Here is a 26,110-nt window from a genome sequence, read left to right as displayed (position 1 = left end):
GAATCAGTCGAAGCGCAGTCCGTCGCGAAGCTCGCGTGCGCGTGCGAGAAGCGTTTCGAGGTCGGCGTCGTCGCCGCCGACGGCGGTGAGGTGGCCCATCTTGCGGAGGGGACGAACCTCGTCTTTGCCGTACCAGTGCAGCGAGACGCCCGATTCCGCGAGCGCGTCGTCGAGGCCGCCGAGTCGCGCCGGCTGGCTCTCGTCGACCGTGCCGAGGACGTTCGCCATCACGGTGGGCGACCGGCGGGTCGTCGCGCCGAGGGGCCACCCGAGGACCGCGCGGACGTGCTGTTCGAACTGCGAGGTGAGCGCGCCCTCGATGGTCCAGTGGCCGGAGTTGTGCGGGCGCGGGGCGACCTCGTTGACGAGCACGTCGCCCGCGGCGGTCTCGAACAGTTCGATGCCGAAGACGCCGCGGCCGGGCAGGTGCGACAGCACCTCTCGGGCGACGCGGTCGGCCTCCTCGCGCACCTCGTCCGTCGTCCGCGCCGGGACGACCGTCTCGCGGAGAATCTCCTCCTCGTGGACGTTCTCGCCCGCGGGGAACGTCCGAACCTCGTCATCGCCGCGGACGCCGATGACCGAGAGTTCGCGCTCGAAGTCGACGAACGCCTCGGCCATCGCCGGGCCGCCGACCTCCTCGATGGCAGCCTCGGCGTCGTCGGGGTCGGACACGGGGACGTTCCCGCGGCCGTCGTAGCCGCCGGTTCGGGCTTTCAGCATGACCGAGCCGAACTCGTCGAGCGCGTCGCGGAGGTCGGCCGCGTCGTCGACGCGGTGGAACGGCGGAATCTGGATGCCCGCCTCGCCGAAGGTGTCCTTCTGGACCAGTTTGTCCTCGATGGTCCGAAGCGCGTCGGGCGACGGGTGGACCGCGATGCCCTCCTCGGCGGCCAGTTCGTCGAGCAGGTCGGGGTCGGCGAGTTCGATTTCGAACGTCAGCGCGTCGGCCCGGGCGGCGAGTTCCGCCATCGCCTCGGGGTCGTCGAAGCCGCCGACGATTTGGTCGGCGACGGCCGACGCCGGGCAGTCGGGTGTCGGGTCGAGCACGACGATGTCGACGCCGAGCGGTGCGGCGGCCTCCCCGAGCATACGCCCGAGCTGGCCCCCACCGACGACGCCGAGCGTGGGTCCGGGTACGGTGACGGTCACAGTCGCGGATTCAGTACGTCGGTGCATAAACGTTGCCACATTCGGTGCCGAGATAGTCACATACGTGGATAGAATTGGACAACAGCCGACGCCGAACGCGCCGGGCGCTCGCGGCGCTCACCCTGTCGAACGCGAGGAAAAATCGAGGTGGTCGAACGCCCCGACCGAGCGTCAGCCCCGCGTCTCGTTCGCGGCGTCAAGGGCGTCCTCGTCGATGAACACGACCACGTCCTCGCTCCAGAGCTTGAAGGCGTGTTGGCGCGCGACGTAGCCGTCGAGTTCGGATTCGAGTTCGGCGCGGTCCCACTCGTAGGCGATGACGACCGGCGGCGCGTCGGCGGTCACCTCGGAGACGTTCGCGTCGGGCGCGCTACTGGTGCGCTCGACGCCCGCGCTCTCGAAGTACCACGGGAGCGGGAGGCGACTGTGCCACGACGGCCCGTCGAGGGGGGCAGACTCGTTTTCGACGTAGAAGTGCGTCTCGTCGCTGTCCGGCGGATGCGTGCCGTACAGGAGCACGTCCGTCCCGGAGTTGGCGGCCGACACGCGCTCCACGTCGTCGAGGGTGGCCTGTAAGTCGTTCGCGGGTTGCGCCCACTGGAGCACCTCGCTGTCCTCGTCGGTCGAGGCGTTCCAGTAGTCGACGTTCGCGGCCGCGACGCCGCCGACGGAGGCGACCAGCACGAGCGCCGCGAGGCCGACGCCGACCGTGTCTTTGGCGTCGAGCGCCTGCACGCCGGAGCGGAAGACGAACGCCGCGCCGACCGCGGCGGGAACCGCCAGCGGGACGACCGCGTGGACGACGACCCACGGCGCTTGGATGTCGGTCGCCAGCGGGTAGCCGAAGATACACACGACGCCCCAGTAGGTGGCGAAGGCGACGAGCCACCGGATTCGGCCCGCGACGACGCCGTAGCGGTCGACGACGATGCCGACGAGCGCGAAGACGATGAGCACCGGCGCGCCGTAGACGAACGTTTCGAGGAAGTCCTTCAGATACGGGAGGTACTCGTGGGACTGGTGGCCGCCGCCGAGCCAACTGCCGACCATCTCGGAGACCGCGCCGACGCTTCCGGCTTCGAGAACCGGGAGCATCGAGGCGGAGCCGCCGAGCGCGTTCCAGAGGTCGGGCCGCGGCGCGTAGAAGAAGACGAAGACGGCGAGGAACGCGAGCAGGCCGCCGAGGACGCCCGCGGCGTAGCGAACCGCGCCGTAACCGAGACTTCCCGCCCCGCGTGCGCGAAGTCGCTCGCGGATACTCGCGGGCAGTTCGGAAAAGAGGATGTCGCGGGCGGACTCGCCGGCCGACGTGCGGGCGAGCAGCCGGTGGTCGAAGACCAGGAACGCCGCTCCGAGGAAACAAGCGAGGTAGACGACGTAGTTCTCTTTCGTCGCCGCTCCCGTTGCGAAGGAGGCCCCGGCGGGGATGAGGTAGGCGAGGCGGCCGGTGTCGTACGCGCGGACGACGAAGCCGAGCGCGGCGAACGAGAAGGCGGCCACGAGCACGTCGTTGCGCATGAACCGCGAGTAGTAGACCAAAAGCGGGTTCGCTGCGAGGAAGAACGCGAGCGCGACCAGCTCGTCGCGGCGGAGGTGCTCGCGGAACAGCCAGACCGAAAGCGGGAGCAGGCCGCCGACGAGCGCCACGGGGAGCCGCGCCGTGAAGTCGGTCGCCGGGAGGACCGCAAAGAGGTAGTCGTTGACCACGGGGAGGAACGGACCGTGGATGATGGGCCGGTAGGAGAACTCGCCGGTCTCGTGATACCGCAGAATCCAGTAGCCGACACGGCCTTCGTCCCAGTGGAAGATGCGGCCGCCGAGGTCGGCGAGGCGGGCGAGGAGGGCGAGGGCCGTCACGCCGAGAATCGCCAGGAGGGCACGGGACCGAGCGACCGCCTCGGTCCCACTGTCAGTACTCATGCCCACCCATCGCGACGCCGACAATACAACTTTTGTGCTTGCCCGTCGCCGGGGCCAAATTCGGTCGGTGTCGGTAGTTCTTTTATCCGAGACGGGAAGGGTCGGCCATGGTCTCTCTCGGACTCGTCGTGGCCCGATTCAACTCGTCGGTCACGGAGCAGATGGAGGAAGCGGCCCGCGACGCGGCCGCCGAGCGCGACGCGGCGGTCGTCGAAACGATTCAGGTCCCCGGCGCGTACGACTCGCCGCTCGCGGCCGACCGACTCGCCCGCCGCGACGACATCGACGCCGTCGTCGTCATCGGCGCAATCGTCACCGGCGACACCGACCACGACCGCGTCATCGCCGACGCGACCGCGAAGTCGCTGACGGAGGTCTCGCTGGACCGCGACAAACCCGTCTCGTTCGGCGTCTCCGGTCCCGGCATGAGCGGCGCTGAAGCGCGCGAGCGCGTCAGCAAAGGTGCGGAAGCGGTTTACGCCGCGACCGATATGGTGGAGGCGTTGGCATGAACTTCGATTTCAGCGACCGAGTCGGCCGCGTCGAACCGAGCGCGACGCTCGCCATCTCGAACCTCGCGAGCGAACTGGAAGCGCAGGGCGAAGACGTCGTCGACCTCTCGGTCGGCGCGCCGGACTTCCCGACCCCGGACAACATCACGCAGGCGGCGAAGGACGCCCTCGACGCGGGACACACGAGCTACACCTCGTCGAACGGGATTCCGGAACTCAAGGACGCAATCGCGGCGAAGCTCCGCGGGAACGGCGTCGACGCAGAGGCCGACGAGGTCATCGTCACGCCCGGCGGCAAGCAGGCGCTGTTCGAGACGTTCCAGACGCTCGTCGACGACGGCGACGAGGTCGTTCTCCTCGACCCCGCGTGGGTCTCCTACGAGGCGATGGTCAAACTCGCCGGCGGCACGCTCAGCCGCGTCGACCTCGCACAGCACGACTTCAGGCTCGAACCCGCGCTCGACGAACTCGCCGAGACGGTCTCCGACGAGACGAAACTCCTCGTCGTCAACTCGCCGTCGAACCCGACCGGCGGCGTGTTCTCCGACGCGGCGCTCGAAGGCGTCCGCGACCTCGCGGTCGAACACGACTTCGCCGTCATCTCCGACGAGATTTACGAGCGCATCGTCTACGACGGCTTCGAGCACACCTCGCTCGGCTCCCTCGACGGGATGGAAGACCGCACCATCACCATCAACGGCTTCTCGAAGGCGTTCTCGATGACCGGCTGGCGGCTCGGCTATCTCCACGCCCCGTCCGACCTCATCGCGCAGGCCGGCAAACTCCACTCGCATTCGGTCTCCTGCGCCGTGAACTTCGTCCAGCACGCCGGCGTCGAGGCGCTCTCGGAGCGCACCGACGACGACGTCGAGGAGATGCGTCAGGCGTTCGAGGACCGCCGCGACATGCTCGTGGACCTCCTCGCCGAACACGACGTCGACGTGGCCGTCCCGAAGGGCGCGTTCTACATGATGCTCCCCGTCGACGACGACGACCAGGCGTGGTGCGAGGGCGCGATTCAGGACGCGAAGGTCGCGACCGTCCCCGGAAGCGCCTTCAACGCACCGGGCTACGCCCGTATCTCCTACGCCGCGAGCGAAGAGCGCCTCCGCGAGGCCGTCGAGCGTCTCGCCGAGCACGACTACATCTGAGCCGCCCGCGACGACCGTCTCTTTTCGGGGTGGCGGACCGATCTCCCAGCCGATTCGTGACTTCCATCTGAACTGTGTGCTAGCAATGAACGTCATTTTTGTTGTCTAATACTCGATTAGATTTATGTTCGAGAGTGCCCATGTAGCATCCATACATACCGAACTCCGGGTGGGATTTCCGCGGATAAACCGCGTATGTATACGAGAGCCAACACATGAAACTCAAACAACTATTCGAAGACGACGACGCGGTGTCGCCGGTCATCGGTGTGATTCTGATGGTCGCGATTACCGTCATCCTCGCGGCCGTCATCGGGACGTTCGTGCTGGGACTGGGTGAACAGACGGCGACCGCTCCGCAGGCGAGCTTCAGTTTCGACTACAACCAGAGTTCCCCAGACCACCTCAACATCACTCACGAGAGCGGTGGAGCAATCGATTCGGACCAACTGAACATCACGACGGGCGTCAGCATCTACGGGACCGCCGAATCGGATGCCACTGATGCAGCAGAGAGCCGCACGTGGACCGCGTTAAACGGTGATACGCAAACTGACGTGACGGCCGGGACCTCAGTCACCATCATACCCGACGGTGACTCGCTCTCCGACCAGACCGTCCGCATCGTCTGGACCGACGAAGCGGGGTCGAGTTCCGCGACCCTCCAGCGATGGTCCGGCCCTAACGCGTAACGCAGTTCGTGCCAAATCCGCGATAATCGGCCACCACGCGGCCGACGACTTCGATTTTTTTATCGGCGCATCGCCCCGAGAGTCCCGACTTTCGCACCACTCACCGGCTGCATTGGTTGCTGTCCCCACCGATTTCTCGCCGCCCGAACGCCGGGCCAGACGGTGACCGATGAACCCCCGCCGGCGAAGATACTTATGTGAGTCCGCCGCCACCACTGTGACAGATGCGCGTGCGCGACCTCCCGCTGTCGTCGGCCCTCGTCTCCCACTACGAGTCGAACGGTATCGAGGAACTCTATCCGCCGCAGGCCGCCGCCGTCGACGCCGGCGTCGCGGCGGGCGGTCGCGTCGTCGCCGCCATTCCGACCGCCAGCGGCAAGACGTTCATCGCGGAACTCGCCATGCTCACCGCCGACGGGCCGGCGCTGTACATCGTCCCGCTTCGCGCGCTCGCCCGCGAGAAGTACGAGACGTTCGACCAACTGCCCGGCGTGAGCGTCGGTATCTCCACCGGCGACTTCGACGCCGCCGAAGAGGAACTCGGCGACCACGACATCGTCGTCGCCACGAGCGAGAAAGTCGACTCCGCGATTCGAAACGGCGCGCCGTGGGTCGACCGCCTCGCCTGCGTCGTCGTCGACGAGGTCCACCTGCTCGGCGCGCCGGGGCGCGGGCCGACGCTCGAAGTGACGCTTTCGACCCTCCAGCGTCGCGTCCCGGACCTCCAACTCGTCGCCCTCTCAGCGACCGTGGACAATCCCGAAGCCATCGCCGACTGGCTCGACGCGGAACTCGTCGAGAGCGCGTGGCGGCCCGTCTCGCTCCGCACCGGCGTCTACGCCGACGAGACCGTCGAATTCGACGACGGAACCGACCTCGACGTGGTCGTCCCCCCGACCGGCCCGAACGACGACGAGGCGACCGAGGCGACCGTCGCGCTCGTCGAAGACGCGGTCGAGACCGGCGGACAGTGTCTCGCGTTCGTCCGGTCGCGCCGCGAGGCCGAAGCGCTGGCCGACCGCCTCGCCGACGAGGAGCTGTCGCCCGCGCCCGCCCTCGGCGACGAACTGGACGAACTCGGCGGCACCGCGACCGGCCGCCAGCTCTCGGAGTGCGCCCGGACCGGCGTCGGTTTCCACCACGCCGGGCTGCGGAGCGCCCACCGCGTCGCCGTCGAGAACGCGTTTCGGGACCGCCGGCTCGCAGTCATCTGCGCGACGCCGACGCTCGCCGCCGGGGTGAACGTCCCCGCCCGGCGGGTCGTCATCCGCGACCAGAAGCGCTACACCGGCGACGCGATGGAATGGATTCCCGTCCTCGACGTGCACCAGATGTGCGGCCGCGCCGGTCGCCCGCACCTCGACCCGTTCGGCGAGGCGGTGCTCGTCGGCGACGCGGACACGAAAGCCGAACTGGTCGACCGCTACGTCACCGCCGACGCCGAGGCCGTGGACTCGCAGTTCGACGACCCCGAGGCGCTCCGGACGCACGTGCTGTCGGTCGTCGCCTCCGGGTTCGCCGACAGCCTCGACGGCGTCGCCGACGTGTTTTCGGCGACCTACTACGCCCACCAGCACCCGAGCGTGGACCTCGCGGACCTCGTCGCCGACGTGGTGTCCGACCTCGAAGCGATGGAACTCCTCGACGCGACGGGTGAGACGCTGTCGGCGACGGCGCTGGGCGCACAGACCTCAAAACAGTACGTGTCGCCGACGACCGGGGCGCGCATCGTCTCGGGCATTCGCACCATCGAGGAGATGGCCGACGAACACGTCACCGCTCGGACCGCCCTCGAAATCGTCTGCGACACGCCGGATATGCACGACACCTACCTCGGCAACCGCGAGCGGGCGCAGATGTACCAGTACGCCCGGAGCTACGCCGCGGAGTTCACCACCGCGATGCACGACGCCGACCCCTTCGAGGAGTGGCTGACGGCGGTGAAGACCGCCCGCATCCTCCACGAGTGGACCGAGGGCTCGGACATCGAGGAACTCGTCGAGCGCTACCGAATCGGGCCGGGCGACGTGGAGTCCCGCGTCGAGCGCGCCGAGTGGTTGTTGGGCGCGGCCGACGCCCTCTGTACCGCCCTCGACGCGGACGTACCCGAGTTCCGCGAGGTCCGGGCGCTGCTGTCGCCCTGAATCGGAGGCCCGGACGCGTGACGCTCCCGTGATGACATCGCTTCGCGCCGAACCGTTCCCTTTCGCGTCGCGGGGCCAAAGGCGCTTCGGGATGCCGTTTTAAGCTTCGCGGGGGCGTAGGCGAGGCTATGGGTATCACGTACGAAGACTTCCTCGACCTCGACTACGAACCGACCGACGAGGACCTCGTCTGCACCTTCCGTATCGACCCCGCGACGGGGATGTCGAAGGAGGCGGCGGCGAGTCGCGTGGCCTCGGAGTCCTCCAACGGGACGTGGGCGGCCCTCCAGACCGGCGCAGACTTCACCGACATGGGCGCGACGACGTTCGACATCGACGGCGACCTGATTCGGGTCGCCTACCCCGCCGGGCTGTTCGAACCCGGCAATATGCCGCAGGTGCTGTCGTGCATCGCCGGCAACATCATGGGTATGAAGGCGGTCGACACGATTCGCCTCCTCGACTGCGAGTGGCCCGAATCGGTCGTCTCGGCGTACCCCGGCCCGCTGTACGGGTCGTCGGTCCGCGAGGAGATATTCGGCGTCACCGACCGCCCCATCACGGCGACGGTGCCCAAGCCGAAAGTCGGCCTCTCGACGGCGGCGCACGCGCAGGTCGGCTACGACGCGTGGGTCGGCGGCGTCGACCTCCTGAAGGACGACGAGAACCTGACCGACCAGGCGTTCAACCCCTTTTCGGACCGCCTGACCGAGTCGCTGTCGCTCCGCGACGACGCCGAAGACGAGACGGGCGAGAAGAAATCCTACCTCATCAACGTCACCGCCGACACCCAGACGATGCTCGACCGGGTGGACGAGGTGGCCGCGCAGGGCGGCGAGTACGTCATGGTAGACATCATCACCGCGGGCTGGGCGGGCCTCCAGACCGTCCGCGAGCGCACCGAGAAACACGGTCTCGCCATCCACGCCCACCGCGCCATGCACGCCGCCTTCGACCGGCTTCCGGCCCACGGCGTCTCGATGCGGGTGCTCGCGCAGATAAGTCGCCTCTGCGGCGTCGACCAACTCCACACCGGCACCGCCGGCCTCGGCAAACTCGCCAACGAGGACACCGTCGGCATCAATGACTGGCTCACCGGCGACCTGTACGGGACGACCGACGTGCTGCCGGTCGCCTCGGGCGGCCTCCACCCCGGTCTGCTCCCCGACCTGCTCGACGCCACGGGGACGAACGTCTGTGTCCAGCTCGGCGGCGGCATCCACGGTCACCCCGACGGAACCCGCGCGGGCGCGGTCGCGCTCCGGTCGGCCATCGACGCCTACGCCGAGGGGCGGTCAATCACCGAGGCCGCCGAGGAGACGCCCGAACTCGCCGTCGCCCTCGATAAGTGGGGGACGGAGACGCCGCGGTAGGCGGAGAGGAACGGCGCGGTCTCCTCGCGTTCGCAATTGTTGCTGTTTTGTGACAATGGTTCGAAACGTGTTGAGTGATTATTGCAATACCGAGTGCGAGTCTCGGCCCGCTATTTGGCGGGAATCACGAGGGAATCCGGGGTCCGAGTATCGGTAATAATAACCGGCGAGTGAGATTTATACGGTTGTTTTTGTAGAGCTATATTCAGAGTGAACCGGGCGATTTCTCGGTCAAACAGCGCATACTGAGGAATTCCGGGGGCCGACGATATCAATCAAACCATGAAGATACGAACGAAACTCATCGCGCTCTGTCTCGCCATCTCGCTGATACCCGTGTCAGTCGTCGGCGTCGCAGGCGTCCAAGGGATGAGTAGCATTGGAAACTACGCCCAAGACCAAAGCGAGGCGACGCTCGAATCACAGATTACCGGCGACCTGAATCAGACCGTCGCCGCCCGGCAAGAGGAGATACAAAACCTCCTCGACGCCCGCCGAATCGACGCGCTCGCGCTGGCTGACTCGGCACCGGTGCAGAACTACGAGGCCGCCCGCGACGGGGAGATGGAGCTCGTCCAAGAACAGAGTCAAGCGCAGTTGGGCTACATGGCGCTCCAGATGCGCGCCACCGTCGAGACCACGAAACAGAGCGTCCTTGCGAACCAGTACGGCGGGCAGGACTGGGCGGACCTCTCGCCGGCGCAACAACAGCAGGTGAAAGACCGTGTCGAGGCTCGAATCGCCGGAACCGCCGGAGACGGCGTCCAACAGAGCGGGACGCTCTCCGACGCGTTCCGACCGGGCTACGTCGGGTCGACCGGCTACGCGTTCATCCTCGACGGGAACCTCGATTTCGTCGTCCACCACGGCCTCGAAGACGGGGTTAACACGGTCGACGACGCCGGGATAGCGACGTTCAATCAGGTGCCCGCCGAAATCGAGTCGAACGCCGCCGTCCGCAACGGCGAGGACTGGGGCATCGTCGAGTACGAGTGGGAAGACACCACCCAAGAGGGCAACCCCGTCGAAGAGAAGTTCGTCGCGTACACCTACCACGAGGACTTCGAATGGGTGCTCGCGCCGAGCGTCTACTACTACGAACTCCAGACGGCCGCCGTCACCGACGCGCGCGACCAGATTAACGACTCGTTCCGGAGCTACCTCGAAACCCGCGCCGTGACCATCGACGGCGAGGAACACCCCGCCTACGACGAGATTCTGTTCACCGACGAGAACGGGCAGGGCATCGTCCGAGCGACGCGCACGGGCGACGGCATCGCCACCGAGTCGGTGTCCGGCACCTCGTTCGCGGACGAGGCGTGGTTCGAGACCGCGACAGAGCTTCAGAAGGGCGAGATCCAGGTGAGCGAGGTGACGACCGTCGACGGCGACGCCGCCGTGTACGTCACCGCGCCGGTGTACCGCGGGGGAGAACTCGCCGGAACCATCACGCTCCAGTTCAACTTCGAACTCCTCAACACGCTCATCGACGACATCCAGGTCGGTGAGACCGGCCACCTGACTATCGTGAGCGAGCGCGGGACGCTGTTGACCGACTCCCGGGAATCGCTCGGCTCCGTCGAGTCCGAAATCGCGGAGAACGCGACGGCGCTTGTCGGCCAGTCCGGCCTGACCACCCACGAGACGACCGGCGACGGCGGCGAGGCGGCTCGCTACTTCGTCGGTTACGCGCCGCTCAACTTCGGTAACGGGCAGTACGAACTCGTCGCCACCGTCCCCGAGTCCGACGTGACGGGGCCGGTCGAACAGCTCGGGCAGGCGATGAACGACCGGGCGGACACCGCTCGAAACATCATGCTCCTGTTAATCGTCGGCATCATCGCGGTCGTCGTCGGCGTCGGCTACGTCGCCGCGCGGTACTTCTCGGAGCCGATAGAGGCGCTCCGGGACCGCGCCAAGTCGCTCGCCCGCGGGCGGTTCGACGACGGCGAGGACATCGACGCCAACGACGACGAACTCGGCGAACTCGTCGAGGCGTTCGACGACATGCAGGAGAACCTCCAACGGCAGGTCTCAGAGCTTCGGACCGCCGGGACGGAACTCGGAGACGGCAATCTCGACCAGGACCTCCGGACCGACCTCCCCGGCGAGTTCGGAGCCATCATGTCCGACCTCGACACCGGGATTCAGAAGCTCCAAGACGGCTTCGTCGAGGTGCAGTCGGTCGCCGACGAGTTCGCTGCGGTGAGCAACGAGACGGTGTCGAGCGCGAAGGAGATAGAGTCCGCGAGCCAGGAGACCGCGCGGTCGGTCGAGGAAATCGCCCACGGCGCGGAACAGCAGACCGAGCGGCTCCAGACGGTCGCCGACGAGATGAACGACCTCTCGGCGACCATCGAGGAGGTCGCCGCCTCCGCCGACGGCGTCGTCCAGTCCGCCAACGAGGCCGTGTCGCTCGCCGACGAGGGGCGCGACCACGCCGCGGAGGCGACAGCCGAGATATCGACCATCGAGACCGAGGCCGACGAGGCGGTCGAGCGGGTCGAAGCCCTCGGCGAGCAGGTGGGCGAAATCAACGAAATCGTCCAGCTCATCAACGACATCGCGGAGCAGACGGACCTGCTCGCGCTCAACGCCTCTATCGAGGCGGCCCGTGCGGGCGAGGCCGGCGAGGGCTTCGCCGTCGTCGCCAACGAAATCAAGGCGCTCGCCAAGGAGGCGAGCGAGGCCACGGACGAGGTGGAGTCCCGAATCGGCGAGGTGCGCGAGAGCGCCGACGACACGGTCGACGACATGCAGTCCATGCAGGACAGCGTCGAGAGCGGGTCCGAGACCATCGGCGAGGCCATCGAGATGTTCGACCACATCTCGGGGGCGATTCGAGAGGCCGAACACGGCGTCGAAGAGATTTCGCAGGCGACCGAGAACCAAGCCGTCTCGACCGAGGAGGTCGTCTCGATGGTCGACGACGTGTCGAGCGTGAGCGAGGAGACCACCTCGGAGACGGCGACGGTCTCGGCGGCGACCGAAGAACAGACGGCCGCGATAAACGAGGTCACGCGGAACATCCAACAGGTGTCGGAGTCCGCCCAGTCGCTCAAGGACCTCGTCGGCCGGTTCGACGTCGGCGACGCCGGCGGAAGCGACCGCGGTGGCGACGCCGCACCGAGCGAGACGAGTCCCGCCGCGTCGTCGCAGTCGATGAGTCGGGCGGTCACCGACGGGTCGGGGACCGGCCCCGCCTCGCCCTCGGACGACTGAGCCGGCGGCGACGCGCGACGCCGGCCGTCCCGCCGCCGACTACCGGTCTACTTCTCCCATTATCGTGTCGAGACTTCCGAGCGCCGCGATGAGGTCCGGGATGTACTCGCCTTCGGCCATCTCTGGGAGCGACTGGAGATTCGAAAACGAGGGGCCGCGAATCTTGAACCGCGCCGGGGTGTCGGTGCCGTCGGCGCGGATGTAGATACCCAACTCACCTTTCGCGGCCTCGACCGCGCGGTAGACCTCGGTGTCGTCGTCCGGTTTGAGGGTGCGCGGGACGTTCGCCTGGATGGTCCGCTCGTCGTCGGGCCAGTCTTCGAGCAGGTCGACACATTGGGCGACGATGGTGGCCGACTCCTCGACCTCGCGGAGGCGGACGAGCAGGCGCGCGAAGTTGTCGCAGTCGTCCTCGACGGCGACCGACCAGTCGAGTTCGTCGTAGTAGCCGTAGGGGTCGTCGCGGCGGAGGTCGTAGTCGATGCCGGAGCCGCGGGCGACCGGCCCCGTCACGCCGTAGTCCTTGGCCACCTCCGGCGGGAGGAGTCCGGTCTCGACCGTGCGGGCCTGCAAAATCTCGTTCGCCGTCAGGAGGTCGTGGTACTCCCGCAGTTTCTCGGGGAGGCCGTCGACGAACGTCCGAATCTTCTCGAAGAACTCCTCGCGGGGTTCGGGGAGGTCCCAGACGACCCCGCCGAGCCGGAAGTAGTTGAACATCAGCCGCTGGCCCGTGAGGTCTTCGAGGATGTTCTGGACGAGTTCGCGGTCCCGCATGGCGTACATGAACGTCGCGGTGAAGTCGCCGACGACGTCGAGGGCGTACGCGCCGACCGCGAGCATGTGCGAGAGGATGCGGCTCAGTTCGGCCGCCAGCGTCCGGAGCACCTGCGCGTACTCGGGCACGTCGATATCCGCCAGCGCCTCCGCGGTGCGGGCGTACGCCCACTCGTTCAGGAGGCCGCCGCCGCCCCAGTCCCAGCGGTCGGGGTACGGCATAATCTGATGTCGATAGGTTCCCTGCTGGCACATCTGCTCCTCGCAGCGGTGGATGTAGCCGATGTCGGGCTCCACGTCCGCGACCTGCTCGCCGTCCAGCGTGACTTGCAGATGCATCACGCCGTGAGTCGCCGGGTGGTGCGGCCCGATGTTGAGGAGCATCGTGTTCGTGTCGGCGCGGCCGTCTTCGGCAAGCGGGTTCGCGTTCTCGTCGTACCGGACGACCTGCGGGCGCGTCCGGTCGTAGTCCAGCCCGAGGGGATGACCCTGCCACGTCTCCGGCAGGAGGATGCGGCGCAGGTCCGGGTGGTCTTCGTACTGGATACCGACGAGGTCGTACGCCTCCCGCTCGTGCCACTCGGCCGTCCGAAACACCGGCGCGGCGGACTCGCTCACCGGGTCCGAGCGCGGCGTCGGGACGACGACGCTCGCCTCTCGGGTCGGGTCGTCGTACGATTTCAGGTGATAGACGGACTCGTAGCGGTCCTCGTACTCCTGTGCGGTCACACACGAGAGGTGGTCGAGACCGAGGTCCTCGCGGAGGGCCGAAAGCGACGACTGCACCGCGTCGGGGCGAATCTGCACCGCGGGTGCGTGAACGTGCTCCTCGGTGGCGAGGACGGCGTCTCCCAACGCCCGCCGGAGCGCGTCGGCGTCGAGGGGACCGGAGGCGTCGTCGGCGGGCGCGGCGGGGTCGTCGTCGGAGTCGGGGGTCTGTCGCGGGCGTTCGAGTGACATGGCGGCTGACACCCGTTCGTTCGTCCGAACGCCGGTTCGGCGTTCTGCCTCACGAGTGCGGCCAGTTTTTATGTCGCGGTCGAATCAACCCGCGGGCATGAAATCGGTCAGGCTTCGCTTCACGCCCGACGACGGGCAGCTGCATCCGATGCACGAGTTCGTCGTCGACCACGAGGCGTTCGAGCGGACCGAACTCCACCACTGGAACCCGACGGTGACCGACAGAAACACCATCGTCTTCGAGGTCGTCGGCTCCGACATCGAGGCCTACGAGGCGGCGCTCGCGGAGACGGAGCGCATCCTGTCGTACGAGGTCTCACAGCTCCCCGGCGACTCGTTTTTCATCGTGGTGAACGAGCGGCTCGACGCCGCGGGCGCGAGACAGACGGCGGCCGTCACGCGGGGCGACCTCATCGTCGTTCCGCCGGTCGTCTTCGACGGCGACGGCACGGTGTCGGTGACGCTCGTCGGCACCGACGACGCCCTCCAGTCGGCGGTCGAGGAGCTGCCGGAGGGTCGCGGCCTCGAAGTCGTGCGGGTGCGGGAGTACACGGGACCGGGGAGCGTCTCCGCCGGGTCGCTGTCGCCCCGCCAGCGCGAGGCCGTCGAGGCCGCCGTCGACTGCGGCTACTACCGCGAGCCGCGGACCGGGGCGGTCGCCGACGTGGCCGCGCGGCTCGACTGCTCGACGAGCACCGCGGCGGAACACCTGCGAAAGGCGGAGATGAAGGTCATGGCCGACCTCGTCGGCGGGCCGTGACCGCCTCCGATCGGCGGCGTCGAACCGACCTGACTACGGTTCGACCCACGGCTCCGAGGTACCTTCTCCGAACAGTTCCCGCATCAGGATGACGACGCTCTCGGGCGGGAACTGCCCGCGCTCGGTGACGATGGCGTCCACGTAGCGCGGCGGCGTCACGTCGAACGCGGGGTTCTCGACTGTCGGGTTGCCGAGGTCCGCGAGCGTCTCGTCGTCGACGACCTCCGCGGTGTCGCGCATCTCGATATCGACGGTGTGGCCGGTCATCGTCCCCGGGTGGAGCTTGAGCGTCTGCGCGGCGACCATGATGGGCGTCCCCCGGTCGCGGGCGTTGACCGCGAGACCGCTCGTCCCGATTTTGTTGATGACGCTCCCGTCGGCCGCGACGGCGTCCGCGCCGACGAGCACGTGGTCCACGTCGTTGAGGTAGCGCCGCGCCGCCGAGTCGACGACGAGCGTGACGGGCACGCCCAGTTCGTCGAGCCGCTTCGCGGTGATGTGCCCCTGGTTTCGCGGCCGCGTCTCCTTGACGACGGCCTCGATGTGTTTTCCCTGCTCGACCGCCGCCTCGACGCACGCCAGCGCGTCCGTCGAGTGACAGTGGGTCATGACAGTGTCGCCGTCGCGGAGGCGGTTCGCGCCGACCTCCCCGAGGTCGGCCTGCGCGCGTTCGAGGCGGGCGCAGAACTCGTCTGCCGACTCGACGACGTTCTGTCGGAGTCCCTCGACGGTCGTACTCGACATGCCGCGGAGGACGTACCGGAGGGCGTTGGGGAGGCTCACGGCGGTCGGCCGCGTCTCGTAGAGCGCCCGCGCGGCCGCGCGGAGTTCGCTTCGGAACGCCTCGGCGTCGGTGGCGTCGCTCTCCGTGGCCTGCGTGCGGAGCGCCCGCGCGGCCGCGTCGGCGATGGTCGCCGCGCCGCGAATCTCCATCGTGTCGATTTCCGTCGCGGTGCGCCGGACCTCGGGGTGTACGCGGTCGTCCATGCGAGAACTACGGGCGTCGAATGGAAAAAGGTCGCCGCGGCGAGGGATTTCACACCCGCTCGACCAGCGCCTCGTCGGGGTGTCGCACCCGGACGGTCTCGACGCGCTCGGTGAGCGCCTTCGCGTCGGCGAGTTTGTCCTCGGACTCGGCGTGGACGGTAAACAGCGTCTCGCCGCTGGCGGCCATCTCGCCGACGCGGCGGTGGAGTTCGAGGCCCGCACCGGGGTCTCGCGGCGCGCCGGCCCGGCGGGCGACCTCGTTGACGAGGCGGTTGTTGACGTGCGTGACCACGCCGTCCCGGTCGGCGCGGACCGAAATGGTATGCCGGCCGGGCGAGAGGTCCGCGGCCTCCACGTCGGGGTCGCCGTTCTGCACGGCGAGTATCTCGCGGAAGGTTTCTTCGGCCTGCCCCGAGTCCAGAATCTCGGCGGCGTCGGCGTCGACGCCGGTGGATTCGAACAGCAGGTCAGCGAGGCGAATCGCCTTTATCCGCAGGTCGTTCGGGCCGCCGCCGGCGAGCGTGGCGAGGACCTCGCGGGCTTCGAGCACGGGGCCGACGCCGCGGCCGACCGGCGCGCCCCCGTTCGTGATGGCGCACTCGACGGCCATCCCGAGGTGGTCGCCGACGCGGTTGAAGTCCTCCGCGAGTTCGCGCGCCTCCGCGAGGCTCTCGACTTTCGCGCCCTCGCCGTAGGGGATGTCGACGACGACGTTTGTCGAGCCGGCGCTCTTCTTCTTCGAGAGGACGGAGGCGATGAGCTGTCCTTTGGGGTCGATAGAAAGCGGCGTCTCGGCGCGGATGATGCGGTCGTCGACCGGCGAGAGGTTCACCGCGCCGCCCCAGACGAGACAGCCGCCGGTCTTCCCGACGATATCGCGTATCTCCGCGACGGAGAACGCCACGTCGCAGAGGACTTCCATCGTGTCGGCGGTGCCCGCGGCCGAGGTGACGGCTCGCGAGGAAGTCTTCGGAATCTTCAGCCCCGCCGCGGCGACGATGGGGACGAGAATCGGCGTGACGCGGTTGCCCGCGACGCCCCCGATGGAGTGCTTGTCGGCGATGACCGGCTCCTCCCACGCGATGGTCTCGCCCACGTCCGCCATCGACTCCGTGAGGTGCATCGTCTCCTCCATGGACAGCCCGTTGGTGTAGGTCGCGGAGACGTACGCCCCGAGTTCCACGTCGGCGAGGCGCTCATCGTAGATGTCGCGGACGATTTGGGACAGTTCGTCGGCTTCGAGCTCGATATCGTCGAGCTTCTTGCGGATGTAGTACACCGAGTCGGGCTGCGGCGCGACCGACACCTCCACGTCGCCCTCGATGTGGCCGAGGCGGCGCGTCACGCCGAGGGTCCCCTCGGAGACGAGCTCGTCCGTCAGCTCAACGATGCCGATGGCCGTCCGCTCGCCCCACCGGAGTTGGATGCGTTCGAGCGCGTGGACCCCGAGTTCGGCCGCGTCGCTCTCGTTCAGGAGGACCGTCGGCGACCGAGTTCCGATGTCGATGTGCTCGGCGACGAGTTGCATACCCGACGGTCGGGCGAGAGAGTCAATAAATCGACCCCGAGTCTCGGGGACCGAGAACGCTTACGCGAGGTGGGCTTCGACGAGGTTCTTCAGGTCGTCGTAACCGCGGACGCCGACGAGCTGTTCGACCGCCTCGCCGTCGGCAAACAACACCATCGTCGGGACGCCCCGAACCTGGTACTGGGCGGCGAGCTCCTGATTCGCGTCCACGTCGACCTTGGCGACCGCGGCGTCGGTGTTCTCCGCGAGCTTCTTCACGGTGGGTTCGAGCATCTTGCACGGACCACACCAATCCGCGTAGAAGTCCACGAGCACCACGTCGTACGAGGCGACGGCGTCGTCCAGCTCGTCCGCGCCGTCGATATGGATGGGCTCTGCCGGGCCAGCCGAGGCTTCTTTCGCCGCACTCCCGCCGTCGCCGCGGAGCTTGGATTCGAGTTGTTCGCGTTTCTGCTTCCGGATGTCGGTCAGTTCGTCGTCGGACATACCTACCGATACCGGCCGCGACGTAATAACGGTTTTGCACAATTCGAGCAATAATATCTCCAAAGAGTGGTTCGTGGTGACAGACGGCACGCTCCGGAGACGCCGCTGTGGGTTGCGACCGAGAGACGAGACAGAGACGGCGGCGACGCGACCGCGAGTTACGGGTTGGTTCGGGGGCGGCTCGGGAAGTTCGAAAGCCGCCTTTCGGTCCGGCTCAGTCGACGTACAGCGAGTAGGTGATGACCGCGAAGCCGATGAGCGTCAGCACCGAGTCGATGAGCAGTCCGGTGGCGAGGTCGACGTTGAGAATCACGTCGAGCGCGCCGCCGAGCATCGCGCCGAGGGTGACGACGCCGAAGCCGAGCGCGAGCGCGCGGAGCGACGCCGCTCCCGTGTTCCGGTACGCCTTGTAGCTGAAGTAGGTGATGAGCCCGCCGAGGACGAGGATGCCCGTCTTGACGACGATAATCATCGTCGTAATCGTCGGCGAGGCGCTGAGGTGCCCCATCAGGTCTCCCTCCGGACCCGCGACCAGATGTCCGCGAGGCGTTCGTCGGGCGTCTGCTCCGGGCGGCCGACCGCGACGTCGAAGTCGCGCTCGTCGTTGAGGGCGATTCGCACCTCGTCGAAGGCGACCTCGTAGGTCGTCGCGTGGTGACCGTCCGCGCGAATCTGGGTCCCCTCGGAGAGGAGCGCCGCGTCCGTGAGCAGGTCCAGCTTCCTGTACGTCGTCGAAAGCGGGATGTCACACGTATCTGAGATTTCGCTTGCCGTCATGGGTTCTTCGAGTCCTCTGATGATGGCTCGGGCGTCCGCGTCGTCGAGCGCGTCGAGCACCGCCGTCAGTTCGGCCGACTCCATCGCGGACCGGTCGCGCGCCATTATCCAGAACTCCGGCGAGAGCCTTATTAACCCTCCGGGTCGGCCTCGTCGGCGTCCGCGGTCTCGGCGTCTGTATCGTACGCGCCCTCCATTCTGAGGGTCCCCGCGCGAGCCAACACCGCGGGGGTTCGACAGACGCCCGGCGCGCCCGTCGCCTGCGGCACCGCGCAGTTGTTGCAGTTCTCGCAGACGACCCGCGTGTCGGCCGACACGTCGCGGCCGAGCAGTCGCGCCGGGAGTTCCGGTTCGGCGTAGAACGGCCGGGCCATCCCGACGGCGTCGCAGGCGTCTCCGAGCAGTCGGTCGATTTCGCCGCGCTCGCGGATGCCGCCCTCGCAGAGCACGGGCGCCGAGACGGCGTCGCGGACGCGGCGGCACAGGTCCGCGTTCCACGCCGGGTCGAAGTCGTACCACGCGGCCTCGATTCGGTTGCCGAGTTCGACGAGCCGCGCCCGGAGCGGGCCGCCGAAGGCCGCGGCGTAGCCGTCGCGGTAGCGGTCGTCGCGCCACGCGCGGGCCGGGAACGACCCGCGGACGATGCTCGCGTCCCAGAACACCGACCCCGAGACGGGGACGAGCGCGTCGTAGCCCGCGTCGTCGAGGCGGCGACAGATTCCGACCGCGTCGGCCTCGGTCAGGCGTCGGCGGATGCCGGGCGGCGCGGCCGTCTCGGCCGGCACTTTCGTCGTGAGCGGCACGTCGCCCGCCCGCGAGCGCACCTCGTCGGAGACGACCTCCAGAAATCGGACGCCGTCCCCGAACTCGTCGTCCCGGCGGTTGTAGAACGGCGAGAGGAACTGGTGGACGATGCCCATGTTCGCGCCGGCGACGTGGACCACGTCGTAGCCGGCGTCGACGGCCATCGCCGCGGAGCGACCGAAGTCGGCCGCGAGGTCGTACACCTCGTCGGTCGTCATGACGTGCGCGTCGTAGTCGAGGAAGCCGAGGGCGTCGAGCAGTCTGAGGAGTCGCGGCGGCCGGGAGACGGCGAGCTGTTGTAACTCCGGGTGGTCGCGTCGGTACGCGGCGTGCCACGTCTCCATGCTCCGCAGGCCGCCGTACTCCAACTGGACCGCGACGGCCGAGCCGTGGTCGTGGAGTCGCTCCGTCACCGCCGACAGCGACGCCGCGAACTCGGAGTCGGCGATTCGCGTCATCCCCGGCGCGGCACAGCCGCCCGTCTCGCGGACGATAGTCGCGCCCTGACAGACGAGGCCCGCGCCGGCCCGCGCCGCGGGTTCGAGTTCCGCCGCGAGGCGCTCGGGCGCGTCGGGACCGGTGCCCGCGCATTCGAGCACCGGCGCGCGGTAGAGCCGGTTTCGGAGCGTGAGCCCGCCGATGTCGAGCGGGTCGTCGAGCCGAGGAGTCGCCATGAGGACGACATGGCGCGCGAGCGACGTAAATCGAATCGACGCGGCGGTCGGCCGCCGGTCAACCTTCTTACCCGTCCGCTCCGATGGCCGTCTCATGGACCCCGAACCGTTCAGGTACGACTCGGAGGTGCCGCCGGGCGAGGTGCGACACCTCAGATACGAAATCAGCGAGACGTACCTCGGCGACCCCGTCGAGATACCCGTCACCGTCATCAACGGCGAACAGGGCGGGCCGTCGGTCTTCATGACCGCGGCGCTCCACGGCGACGAACTCAACGGCGTGAAGGTGATGCAGGAGGTCGCGAGCCGGTACAACCCCGCGGACATCCACGGCACTATCGTCTGCATCCACGTGGCGAACGTCCCGGGCTACCTCGCCCAACAGCGCTACATCCCCATCTACGACCTCGACCTGAACCGGTCGTTCCCCGGCCGCGACGGCGCGAACACGGCCGAGCGCATGGCGAACCAAATCTACCGCCGGTTCGTCGAGCCCTGCGACCTCGGCATCGACTTCCACACCTCGACGCGCAACCGGACGACCATGTACCACGTCCGCGCCGACATGAGCCGACCCGAGGTCGCCCGCCTCGCGCGGTCGTTCGGCGCGAACCTCATCCTCTCGGGCGAGGCCGAGGCGAGTTCGCTCCGCACCGTCGCCACCAACGACGGGATTCCGACCATCACCGTCGAGATGGGTCGCGCCCACCGCTTCCAGCCGGCGATGGTCGACCGCGCGCTCGACGGCGTCGAGAGCGTTCTCGCCGAGTACGGCGTCCTCCCGGACGAGGCGGTCAGCTGGCCGGGTTGGACGCGCGTCATCGACTCCGCGACGGACAAGACGTGGCTCCGCGCCGACGTGGGCGGCCTCGTCGAGATGCAGTACGGCGACGTGCCGCTGGTCCACGAGGGCGACACCATCTGCACCATCTCGGACCACTTCAAGACGAGAGAAAAGCGCGTCTCGGCTCCCTTCACCGGCCTCGTCGCCGGCGTCCTCCAGAACCCGGTCGCCGCCCCCGGCCACCCGCTGTGTCACCTCGTCAGCGTCGACGACGCGACGCTCCGCGAGATAGAGCGCGAAATCGAGGCCGGCGAGTTCACGGAGCGCCCGTGGAGTTAGGGCGGACGCGGTGAACGCGTCGCCGACGACGCCGCCCGGTCAGTCGTCCGCGCCGACCTGCTCGTGGGTGTGGTGGAAAAACCGGACGTGCGGCCGGCCGTCGCGTTCGACCGGCTCGAAGCAGACGCGCCGGTAGCGCTCGTTGTCGAGGAGATTGACGAGCAGGCCGCGGTCGTGGAGCGAGACCGAGTCGTAGGGCGTCGCACAGACGGGACACAGTTCCGGGTCGGTCGCGTCGCTCATGCTCACTCGCCCGTGCCCGAACCGACCGCGTCAGCGACCCGCGAAATCGTCTCGAACTCGTCGTCCGCGTAGGCGACGAACCGAACGTCGCGGAGCGAACTCGGCTCGAACGCCCGAATCTCCTCGCAGATGAGTCGCGCGCCGTCGACGAGGTCGAACCCGGCGACGCCGCAGCCGAGCGCCGGAATCACGAGCGACTCACAGCCGCGGTCGTCCGCGGCTCGAAGGGCGTTTTTTGTGGCGTCGCGGATGCTCGCGGCGGTCGCCTGCCCGTCCCCGTCGTGGGGCATCGCCGCGGCGTGAATCACGACCTCGGCGTCGAGGTCGAAGGCGTCGGTGACGGCGACCGCGCCGAGGTCTATCGGTCCCTTCGCCATCGCGGCCTCGTTCAGTTCGGGGCCGCCGCCGCGACGGAGCGCGCCCGCGACGCCCGACCCCATCCGGAGGCTCGTCCCCGCGGCGTTCACCAGCGCGTCGGCCGACTGGGCGGCGATATCGCCCTGTACGACGGTGAAGTTCACGTCAGGCCAGTCGGTCCATGTCCTCGTCGTCGAGGGCGATGTGCGAGGCCGCCACGTTGTCGCGGAGGTGCGAGACGCTGGACGTGCCGGGGATGGGGAGCATCACGTCCGACCGGTGCAGCAGCCACGCGAGGGCGATTTGCTGGGGCGTCGCGTCGTGTTTCTCCGCGACCGCGGCGACGGCGTCGGCTCGGTCACCGAGGTCGCCCGCGCCGAGCGGGTACCACGGGATGAAGCCGACGCCGTACTTCTCGCAGGCGTCGAGGCTCGCCTCGAACTCGCGGTCACCGATGTTGAACCGGTTCTGGACCGTGGCGATGTCGACGATGTCGCGCGCCTCGTCGAGCTGCTCGACCGAGACGTTCGAGAGGCCGACGTGTCGAATCAGCCCCTCGTCTTTCATCTCCGCGAGCGCGTGGACCGAGTCCTCGAAGGGAACGTGCGGGTCCGGGCGGTGGAGCTGATAGAGGTCGATGGTGTCCACGCGGAGGCGGTCGAGGCTCCCGAGGACGGCGTTCCTGAGGTAGTCGGGGTCGCCGTTGGGCTTCCAGTCGCCGTCGGTGTTGCGGAGCAGGCCGCCCTTCGTGGCGACCACGAGGTCGTCCGGGTAGGGCGCGAGCGCCTCGCCGATGAGGCGCTCGGAGACGGCGGGACCGTAGGAGTCCGCCGTGTCGATGAGGTCGACGCCGTGAGTGAGCGACTCGTGGAGGACCTTCTTCGCGTTCTCCACGTCGTCCGGCTCGCCGATGATGTCGTCGCCGGTGATGCGCATCGCGCCGAAGCCGAGTCGATGCACCGTGAGGTCGCCGCCGATGTCGAACGTGCCGCTGGCGTTTTCGAGTCCCATGGGTGACAGTTCGTCGCCAGACACCTGTGCGTTTCGTTGGGGGAAATCGGCCGCAGGGAACGGAGCGATGCCCGCGACCGCCGAAACCCACACCCGTCGGCGGGCCGAACGGCCGCCATGGACCTCCTGTCGATGCGCTGGCGGCACACGCTGTTCGCCCACTGGCCGGTCGACCCCGAACTCGTGGAGCCCCGACTCCCCGACCGGCTCTCGGTGGCCACCTACGACGGGCGGGCGTGGCTCGGCGTCGTCTCGTTCGACATGACTGACATCCGCCCGCGCGGGTCGCCCATCGGACTGGGGTTCCCCGAGGTGAACCTCCGGACCTACGTCGAACCCGCCGACGGCGGCCCCCGCGGCGTCTACTTCTTCACCCTCGACGCCGCGGACCGCCTCGGCGTGACGATGGCCCGACTGGGCTACCGGCTCCCGTACCACTACGCGAACATCTCGGTCGAGGAGCGAGACGGCGCGGTCGACTACGAGAGCTACCGGCCCGCGACGGCCGAGACGCCGGACGCGCGGTTCGAGGCGACCTACCGGCCGACCGGCGAGGTCCGAACCCTCGACCCCGGGTCGCTCGACGCGTTCCTCGTCGAGAACTACCGCTTCTACACGGACGACTGGCCCGTCGTCATCGGCGACATCGACCACGACCCGTGGCCGATACGGGACGTGGAGGCCGAGATTCGCGCGAACACGATGTTCGAGGCCTGCGGCTTCGACCACCCCGGCGGCGACCCGATACTCCACTACGCGGCCGACCTCGACGTGACGGCGAAGCCGCCCGCGGTGCTTCGGTGAGGTTGGTCGCCTCGCCGCTGTCGCTCACTCGCTGCGTGCGCATGAGGCTGCGCCACCCGCCTCGCCCGCCCGAAGGTGAAACCTTCAAGCATCGCTGAACTAACCCGACGGACATGGCACTCATCGACACCGTGATGGCAACGCTCCACCTCGTCGTCGGCGGTCTCTGGACGGGGAGCGTCCTCTTTTTCGCGCTCGCCGTGTTACCGACCGCTCGCGCCGGAAACATCCGCGCCGCCGCGTTCGAATCGGTCGTTTCGCGCCTGACGATGTGGTCCCGCGGGGCCTCGCTCGTGATGTTCGCGACCGGCGGCCACCTCGCCGGCACGCGCTACACCGCCGAGAGCCTGCTCGGCACCGGCCGCGGCCACCTCGTCCTCGGGATGCTCGCGCTCTGGTTCGTCCTGACCGGCCTCGTCGAAGTCGGCCGCGCCCGCGCGAAGGACGGCCTCGCGGAGAAGAAGGTCCGCACGCCCGCCGAGAAGGCCGCACCGTTCTACCTCGGTGCCGCGCTCGTCGCCGTTCTCCTCCTCGTCGACGCCGGCCTGCTCCTCAACTGACGCCGGCCCCGACTCCCGAGGACTCCGTAGAGTATCTATATCTACGTTCGAAAATATATATTCTATGCGACATGTTTATCATCTCGCTCCGGGTGGGTCCACGTGTATGCACGGGGACGAGACGCGCGCCACCGAGTCGCCGCTTCGAATCGAGTTGTGTCCCGACACCGGGCGGATACGCGTCCACCGGGAGACCGCGCTGGGGACGTTCACGCGGACCATCGACCGATGAGTCCGGACGCCCCGCCGACAATCGGGGAGACGCCGGTTGGAAGCCCCGACGAGCGCGGTCCCGGTCCCGTGCTCGCACGCCTCGGCCGGCCGGTCTCGGAGACGCCGACCCGGCTCGCGGTCGTTTCCGACCCGCACGTCACGCCGACGGGCTCCGGTACGTGGAAGGCCTACCACCGGAGCGAGACGCGGCTTCGAACCGCCGTCTCGACCATCTCCGACCTCGACGTCGACGCGACGGTCCTCCTCGGCGACCTGACCCGCGACGGTCGCCCCGAGGAGTACGACGTGGTCGACGAACTCCTCCGCGACCTGCCGGGGCCGCGGGTCGCGGTGCCCGGCAACCACGACGTGCCGAAGCGCTGGGACGACTACGACGCCCCGACGCCGGCCGAGTTCGCGGCGCGCTACGCCGACGGCTCCCTCCCGTTCGTCCGCCGGGTCGGCGGCGTCGACGTCGTCGGCCTCGACTCCGCCAGCGGCGGCCCGGACCTCGCTCTCACCGACACCCACGAGGGGGCCGTTCCCGACGCCCAACTCCGCTGGCTCGACACCGTCCTCGCTGACGCGACGACCCCAATCGTCGTCCTCCACCACAACGTCTTCCACCCTCGCCGCCACACCGGCCAGTTCCCCGACGCCGACTTCTACCAACTCCGCAACGCCGACGAACTCGCCGCGGTGCTCGCGCGCCACGACGTGCCGCTCGTGCTCTCCGGACACATCCACTGGCCCGCGACGGCCGTGCGAGCCGGCGTCCGCGAACTCATCGCCCCGGCGACCTGCTCGTTCCCGCAGTCGTTCGTCGTGGTCGATGTCGACCGCCGCGGGACGACGGTCCGACTCGTCCCGCTCGCGGGGCCGAAGGGCATGGCCGAGGCGTACACGCTCGCCGCCAGCGGGGCCGCTCACGGACAGGGCATCGCCGCGCACGCCGACCACGGACAGCTGTCGGCGCTCCCCCTCGTCGACGAGCGGACGCCGCCGCGACGGGTCGTCGGCTCGGACGTTCCGGGGGCGGTTCGATGGCGGTGAGTCTCGACCGCCTCGACGACGCCCGCGAGGCACTTCGCGCCGAGCGCCGCCGCTGCGTGGACGAACGCGAGGCGTTCCGGGCGTTCCGCCGCGAGGTCGCCGCGTCGCAGGCGACGGCGTCGGCTCCGAATCAGGCCCCAGCGGCCGGGACGCTCGTGGGCCAGCGGGGCGGGCGGGGGCGAACCGACGCCGCGCTCTCCGGCCTGCGCCGGAGCTACGAGCGGACCGTGATGTCCGTCCCGCACTACGACGAGGAGTACGGCGACGACTTCGAGGAGAGCTTCGCCGCCGAGTTCGGCCCGGACGTTGCGACCGCGTTCCGGTCCGCGAGCGTTCTCTCGGCCCCGCTCCGGCGCACGATTGCAGCGGCCGCCACCTCGTCGCTGGACGAACGCGGGCAGTTCATCGACGTCGTCGACGAGGAGGCCGAATCCGTGGCGTCGATGCGCGACGATATCGCATCCCTCCTCGGGCGGCTCGATGACCTCGACAGAACGCCGCTGTCCGACCGCGGCTTCGACGCGCTGTTGGCGCTTTACGAGGAGCTTTCGGCGCTTCGCGAGCGACTCGAAGCACTCGTCGCGGCGCGACAGGCGACGATTTCCCACCATCGGCGGACGCTCTCCGGGCTGGTTCCGGACGTGACGGAGTTCTTCTACGCCGACCTGTCGGTCCGGTACCCGGTGCTCGCGACGCTCGCGGCGGTCGGCGCGACGCTCGCCACCGCGACCCGCCGGGTCGAGCGCCACCTCGCCGCCACCCCGTAAGCCGATTCGGGCGCGGCCACAGTTATTTATCCGTTCGAGGAGACGCCGGAGTGTACGATGTTC

The 26,110-nt window shown here is 68.6% G+C and carries 25 protein-coding genes; 13 read left to right on the top strand and 12 right to left on the bottom strand.

All coding sequences use genetic code 11. From position 1 onward, the window contains the following. Positions 1–3: 3 nt before the first annotated feature. Positions 4–1,152: a 5-(carboxyamino)imidazole ribonucleotide synthase gene (locus DEQ67_RS04965; protein ID WP_115891316.1), complete on the bottom strand. Its 1,149-nt coding sequence runs from the start codon at positions 1,150–1,152 to the stop codon at positions 4–6. A 171-nt stretch (positions 1,153–1,323) separates the two neighbouring features. Next, positions 1,324–3,072, bottom strand: a complete 1,749-nt coding sequence (locus tag DEQ67_RS04960) for a flippase activity-associated protein Agl23 (RefSeq protein ID WP_115860169.1) — start codon at positions 3,070–3,072, stop codon at positions 1,324–1,326. A gap of 107 nt (positions 3,073–3,179) precedes the next feature. On the opposite strand from DEQ67_RS04960, the gene ribH reads away from it, so the two are divergent. The 6 genes from ribH to DEQ67_RS04930 all read left to right on the top strand — a co-directional run bounded on the left by ribH (position 3,180) and on the right by DEQ67_RS04930 (position 12,166). Beyond that, a complete protein-coding gene (gene ribH / locus DEQ67_RS04955) occupies positions 3,180–3,584 on the top strand; it encodes a 6,7-dimethyl-8-ribityllumazine synthase (protein ID WP_004064116.1) in 405 nt (134 codons plus the stop codon). Beyond that, positions 3,581–4,735 carry a pyridoxal phosphate-dependent aminotransferase gene (locus DEQ67_RS04950; RefSeq protein WP_115802359.1) on the top strand — a complete coding sequence of 385 codons (1,155 nt, stop codon included), beginning with the start codon at positions 3,581–3,583 and terminating at the stop codon, positions 4,733–4,735. Before ribH ends, DEQ67_RS04950 begins: the two co-directional genes overlap by 4 nt. A gap of 215 nt (positions 4,736–4,950) precedes the next feature. After that, positions 4,951–5,427: a type IV pilin gene (locus DEQ67_RS04945; RefSeq protein ID WP_115891317.1), complete on the top strand. Its 477-nt coding sequence runs from the start codon at positions 4,951–4,953 to the stop codon at positions 5,425–5,427. A gap of 224 nt (positions 5,428–5,651) precedes the next feature. Further along, entirely contained in the window at positions 5,652–7,571 is a 1,920-nt protein-coding gene (locus DEQ67_RS04940; RefSeq protein ID WP_115891318.1) for a DEAD/DEAH box helicase, read from the top strand. A gap of 128 nt (positions 7,572–7,699) precedes the next feature. Continuing rightward, positions 7,700–8,944, top strand: coding sequence for a type III ribulose-bisphosphate carboxylase (gene rbcL / locus DEQ67_RS04935; RefSeq protein WP_115860175.1), 1,245 nt, complete (start codon positions 7,700–7,702; stop codon positions 8,942–8,944). Positions 8,945–9,226: 282 nt separating this feature from the next. Beyond that, positions 9,227–12,166: a methyl-accepting chemotaxis protein gene (locus DEQ67_RS04930; RefSeq protein WP_115891319.1), complete on the top strand. Its 2,940-nt coding sequence runs from the start codon at positions 9,227–9,229 to the stop codon at positions 12,164–12,166. Between the two features lie 39 nt (positions 12,167–12,205). Here the strand turns inward: DEQ67_RS04930 and DEQ67_RS04925 are convergent, their stop codons facing one another. Next, on the bottom strand, positions 12,206–13,900 hold the full coding sequence (locus DEQ67_RS04925) for an NADH-quinone oxidoreductase subunit D (protein WP_115860179.1): 1,695 nt from the start codon (positions 13,898–13,900) through the stop codon (positions 12,206–12,208). 97 nt (positions 13,901–13,997) lie between these two features. On the opposite strand from DEQ67_RS04925, the gene DEQ67_RS04920 reads away from it, so the two are divergent. Continuing rightward, positions 13,998–14,660 carry a helix-turn-helix domain-containing protein gene (locus DEQ67_RS04920; protein WP_115860181.1) on the top strand — a complete coding sequence of 221 codons (663 nt, stop codon included), beginning with the start codon at positions 13,998–14,000 and terminating at the stop codon, positions 14,658–14,660. A 33-nt stretch (positions 14,661–14,693) separates the two neighbouring features. Here DEQ67_RS04920 and DEQ67_RS04915 read toward each other — a convergent pair whose 3' ends face one another. The 6 genes from DEQ67_RS04915 to DEQ67_RS04890 form a co-directional block, all read right to left on the bottom strand. Next, the gene (locus tag DEQ67_RS04915; protein WP_004064146.1) at positions 14,694–15,647 is read right to left on the bottom strand and encodes a ribose 1,5-bisphosphate isomerase; all 954 of its coding nucleotides are present in this window, start codon (positions 15,645–15,647) and stop codon (positions 14,694–14,696) included. Positions 15,648–15,696: 49 nt separating this feature from the next. Beyond that, positions 15,697–17,175, bottom strand: a complete 1,479-nt coding sequence (locus tag DEQ67_RS04910) for an AMP phosphorylase (protein ID WP_115860183.1) — start codon at positions 17,173–17,175, stop codon at positions 15,697–15,699. 60 nt (positions 17,176–17,235) lie between these two features. Then, entirely contained in the window at positions 17,236–17,661 is a 426-nt protein-coding gene (gene trxA, locus DEQ67_RS04905; protein WP_115860185.1) for a thioredoxin, read from the bottom strand. 214 nt (positions 17,662–17,875) lie between these two features. Then, on the bottom strand, positions 17,876–18,169 hold the full coding sequence (locus DEQ67_RS04900; RefSeq protein WP_004064151.1) for a DUF7521 family protein: 294 nt from the start codon (positions 18,167–18,169) through the stop codon (positions 17,876–17,878). Continuing rightward, entirely contained in the window at positions 18,169–18,543 is a 375-nt protein-coding gene (locus tag DEQ67_RS04895) for a helix-turn-helix domain-containing protein (protein WP_004043983.1), read from the bottom strand. The genes DEQ67_RS04900 and DEQ67_RS04895 overlap by 1 nt, the downstream gene beginning before the upstream one ends. 26 nt (positions 18,544–18,569) lie before the next feature. Further along, positions 18,570–19,916 (bottom strand): NADH:flavin oxidoreductase, encoded by a 1,347-nt coding sequence (locus DEQ67_RS04890; protein WP_115891320.1) that lies wholly within the window; start codon positions 19,914–19,916, stop codon positions 18,570–18,572. Between the two features lie 94 nt (positions 19,917–20,010). On the opposite strand from DEQ67_RS04890, the gene DEQ67_RS04885 reads away from it, so the two are divergent. After that, entirely contained in the window at positions 20,011–21,039 is a 1,029-nt protein-coding gene (locus tag DEQ67_RS04885) for a succinylglutamate desuccinylase/aspartoacylase family protein (protein ID WP_008573471.1), read from the top strand. Positions 21,040–21,078: 39 nt separating this feature from the next. Here DEQ67_RS04885 and DEQ67_RS04880 read toward each other — a convergent pair whose 3' ends face one another. The 3 genes from DEQ67_RS04880 to DEQ67_RS04870 are packed head-to-tail and all read right to left on the bottom strand — an operon-like array spanning position 21,079 to position 22,650. Continuing rightward, the gene (locus DEQ67_RS04880; RefSeq protein ID WP_004064159.1) at positions 21,079–21,282 is read right to left on the bottom strand and encodes a hypothetical protein; all 204 of its coding nucleotides are present in this window, start codon (positions 21,280–21,282) and stop codon (positions 21,079–21,081) included. Between the two features lie 2 nt (positions 21,283–21,284). Beyond that, positions 21,285–21,803: a macro domain-containing protein gene (locus DEQ67_RS04875; RefSeq protein ID WP_006600515.1), complete on the bottom strand. Its 519-nt coding sequence runs from the start codon at positions 21,801–21,803 to the stop codon at positions 21,285–21,287. Between the two features lies 1 nt (position 21,804). Next, a complete protein-coding gene (locus tag DEQ67_RS04870; protein ID WP_115860791.1) occupies positions 21,805–22,650 on the bottom strand; it encodes an aldo/keto reductase in 846 nt (281 codons plus the stop codon). Between the two features lie 117 nt (positions 22,651–22,767). Between DEQ67_RS04870 and DEQ67_RS04865 the strand changes: the two genes are divergently transcribed. The 5 genes from DEQ67_RS04865 to DEQ67_RS04845 all read left to right on the top strand — a co-directional run bounded on the left by DEQ67_RS04865 (position 22,768) and on the right by DEQ67_RS04845 (position 26,047). Further along, positions 22,768–23,454, top strand: a complete 687-nt coding sequence (locus DEQ67_RS04865; protein WP_004043986.1) for a YqjF family protein — start codon at positions 22,768–22,770, stop codon at positions 23,452–23,454. 113 nt (positions 23,455–23,567) lie between these two features. Beyond that, positions 23,568–24,014 carry a transporter gene (locus DEQ67_RS04860; protein ID WP_115891321.1) on the top strand — a complete coding sequence of 149 codons (447 nt, stop codon included), beginning with the start codon at positions 23,568–23,570 and terminating at the stop codon, positions 24,012–24,014. Between the two features lie 106 nt (positions 24,015–24,120). Further along, positions 24,121–24,246, top strand: coding sequence for a hypothetical protein (locus DEQ67_RS04855; protein ID WP_004043988.1), 126 nt, complete (start codon positions 24,121–24,123; stop codon positions 24,244–24,246). Next, positions 24,243–25,280: a metallophosphoesterase family protein gene (locus DEQ67_RS04850; RefSeq protein WP_115891322.1), complete on the top strand. Its 1,038-nt coding sequence runs from the start codon at positions 24,243–24,245 to the stop codon at positions 25,278–25,280. Before DEQ67_RS04855 ends, DEQ67_RS04850 begins: the two co-directional genes overlap by 4 nt. Continuing rightward, positions 25,271–26,047: a DUF7260 family protein gene (locus DEQ67_RS04845; RefSeq protein WP_115891323.1), complete on the top strand. Its 777-nt coding sequence runs from the start codon at positions 25,271–25,273 to the stop codon at positions 26,045–26,047. Before DEQ67_RS04850 ends, DEQ67_RS04845 begins: the two co-directional genes overlap by 10 nt. Positions 26,048–26,110 lie beyond the last annotated feature (63 nt).

The organism is Haloferax sp. Atlit-48N, from assembly GCF_003383015.2.
In the GTDB taxonomy this organism is placed as follows: Archaea; Halobacteriota; Halobacteria; order Halobacteriales; family Haloferacaceae; genus Haloferax; species Haloferax volcanii.
Note: the sequence above shows the minus strand (reverse complement) of the source record. Positions and strands in the feature narration are given on the sequence as shown.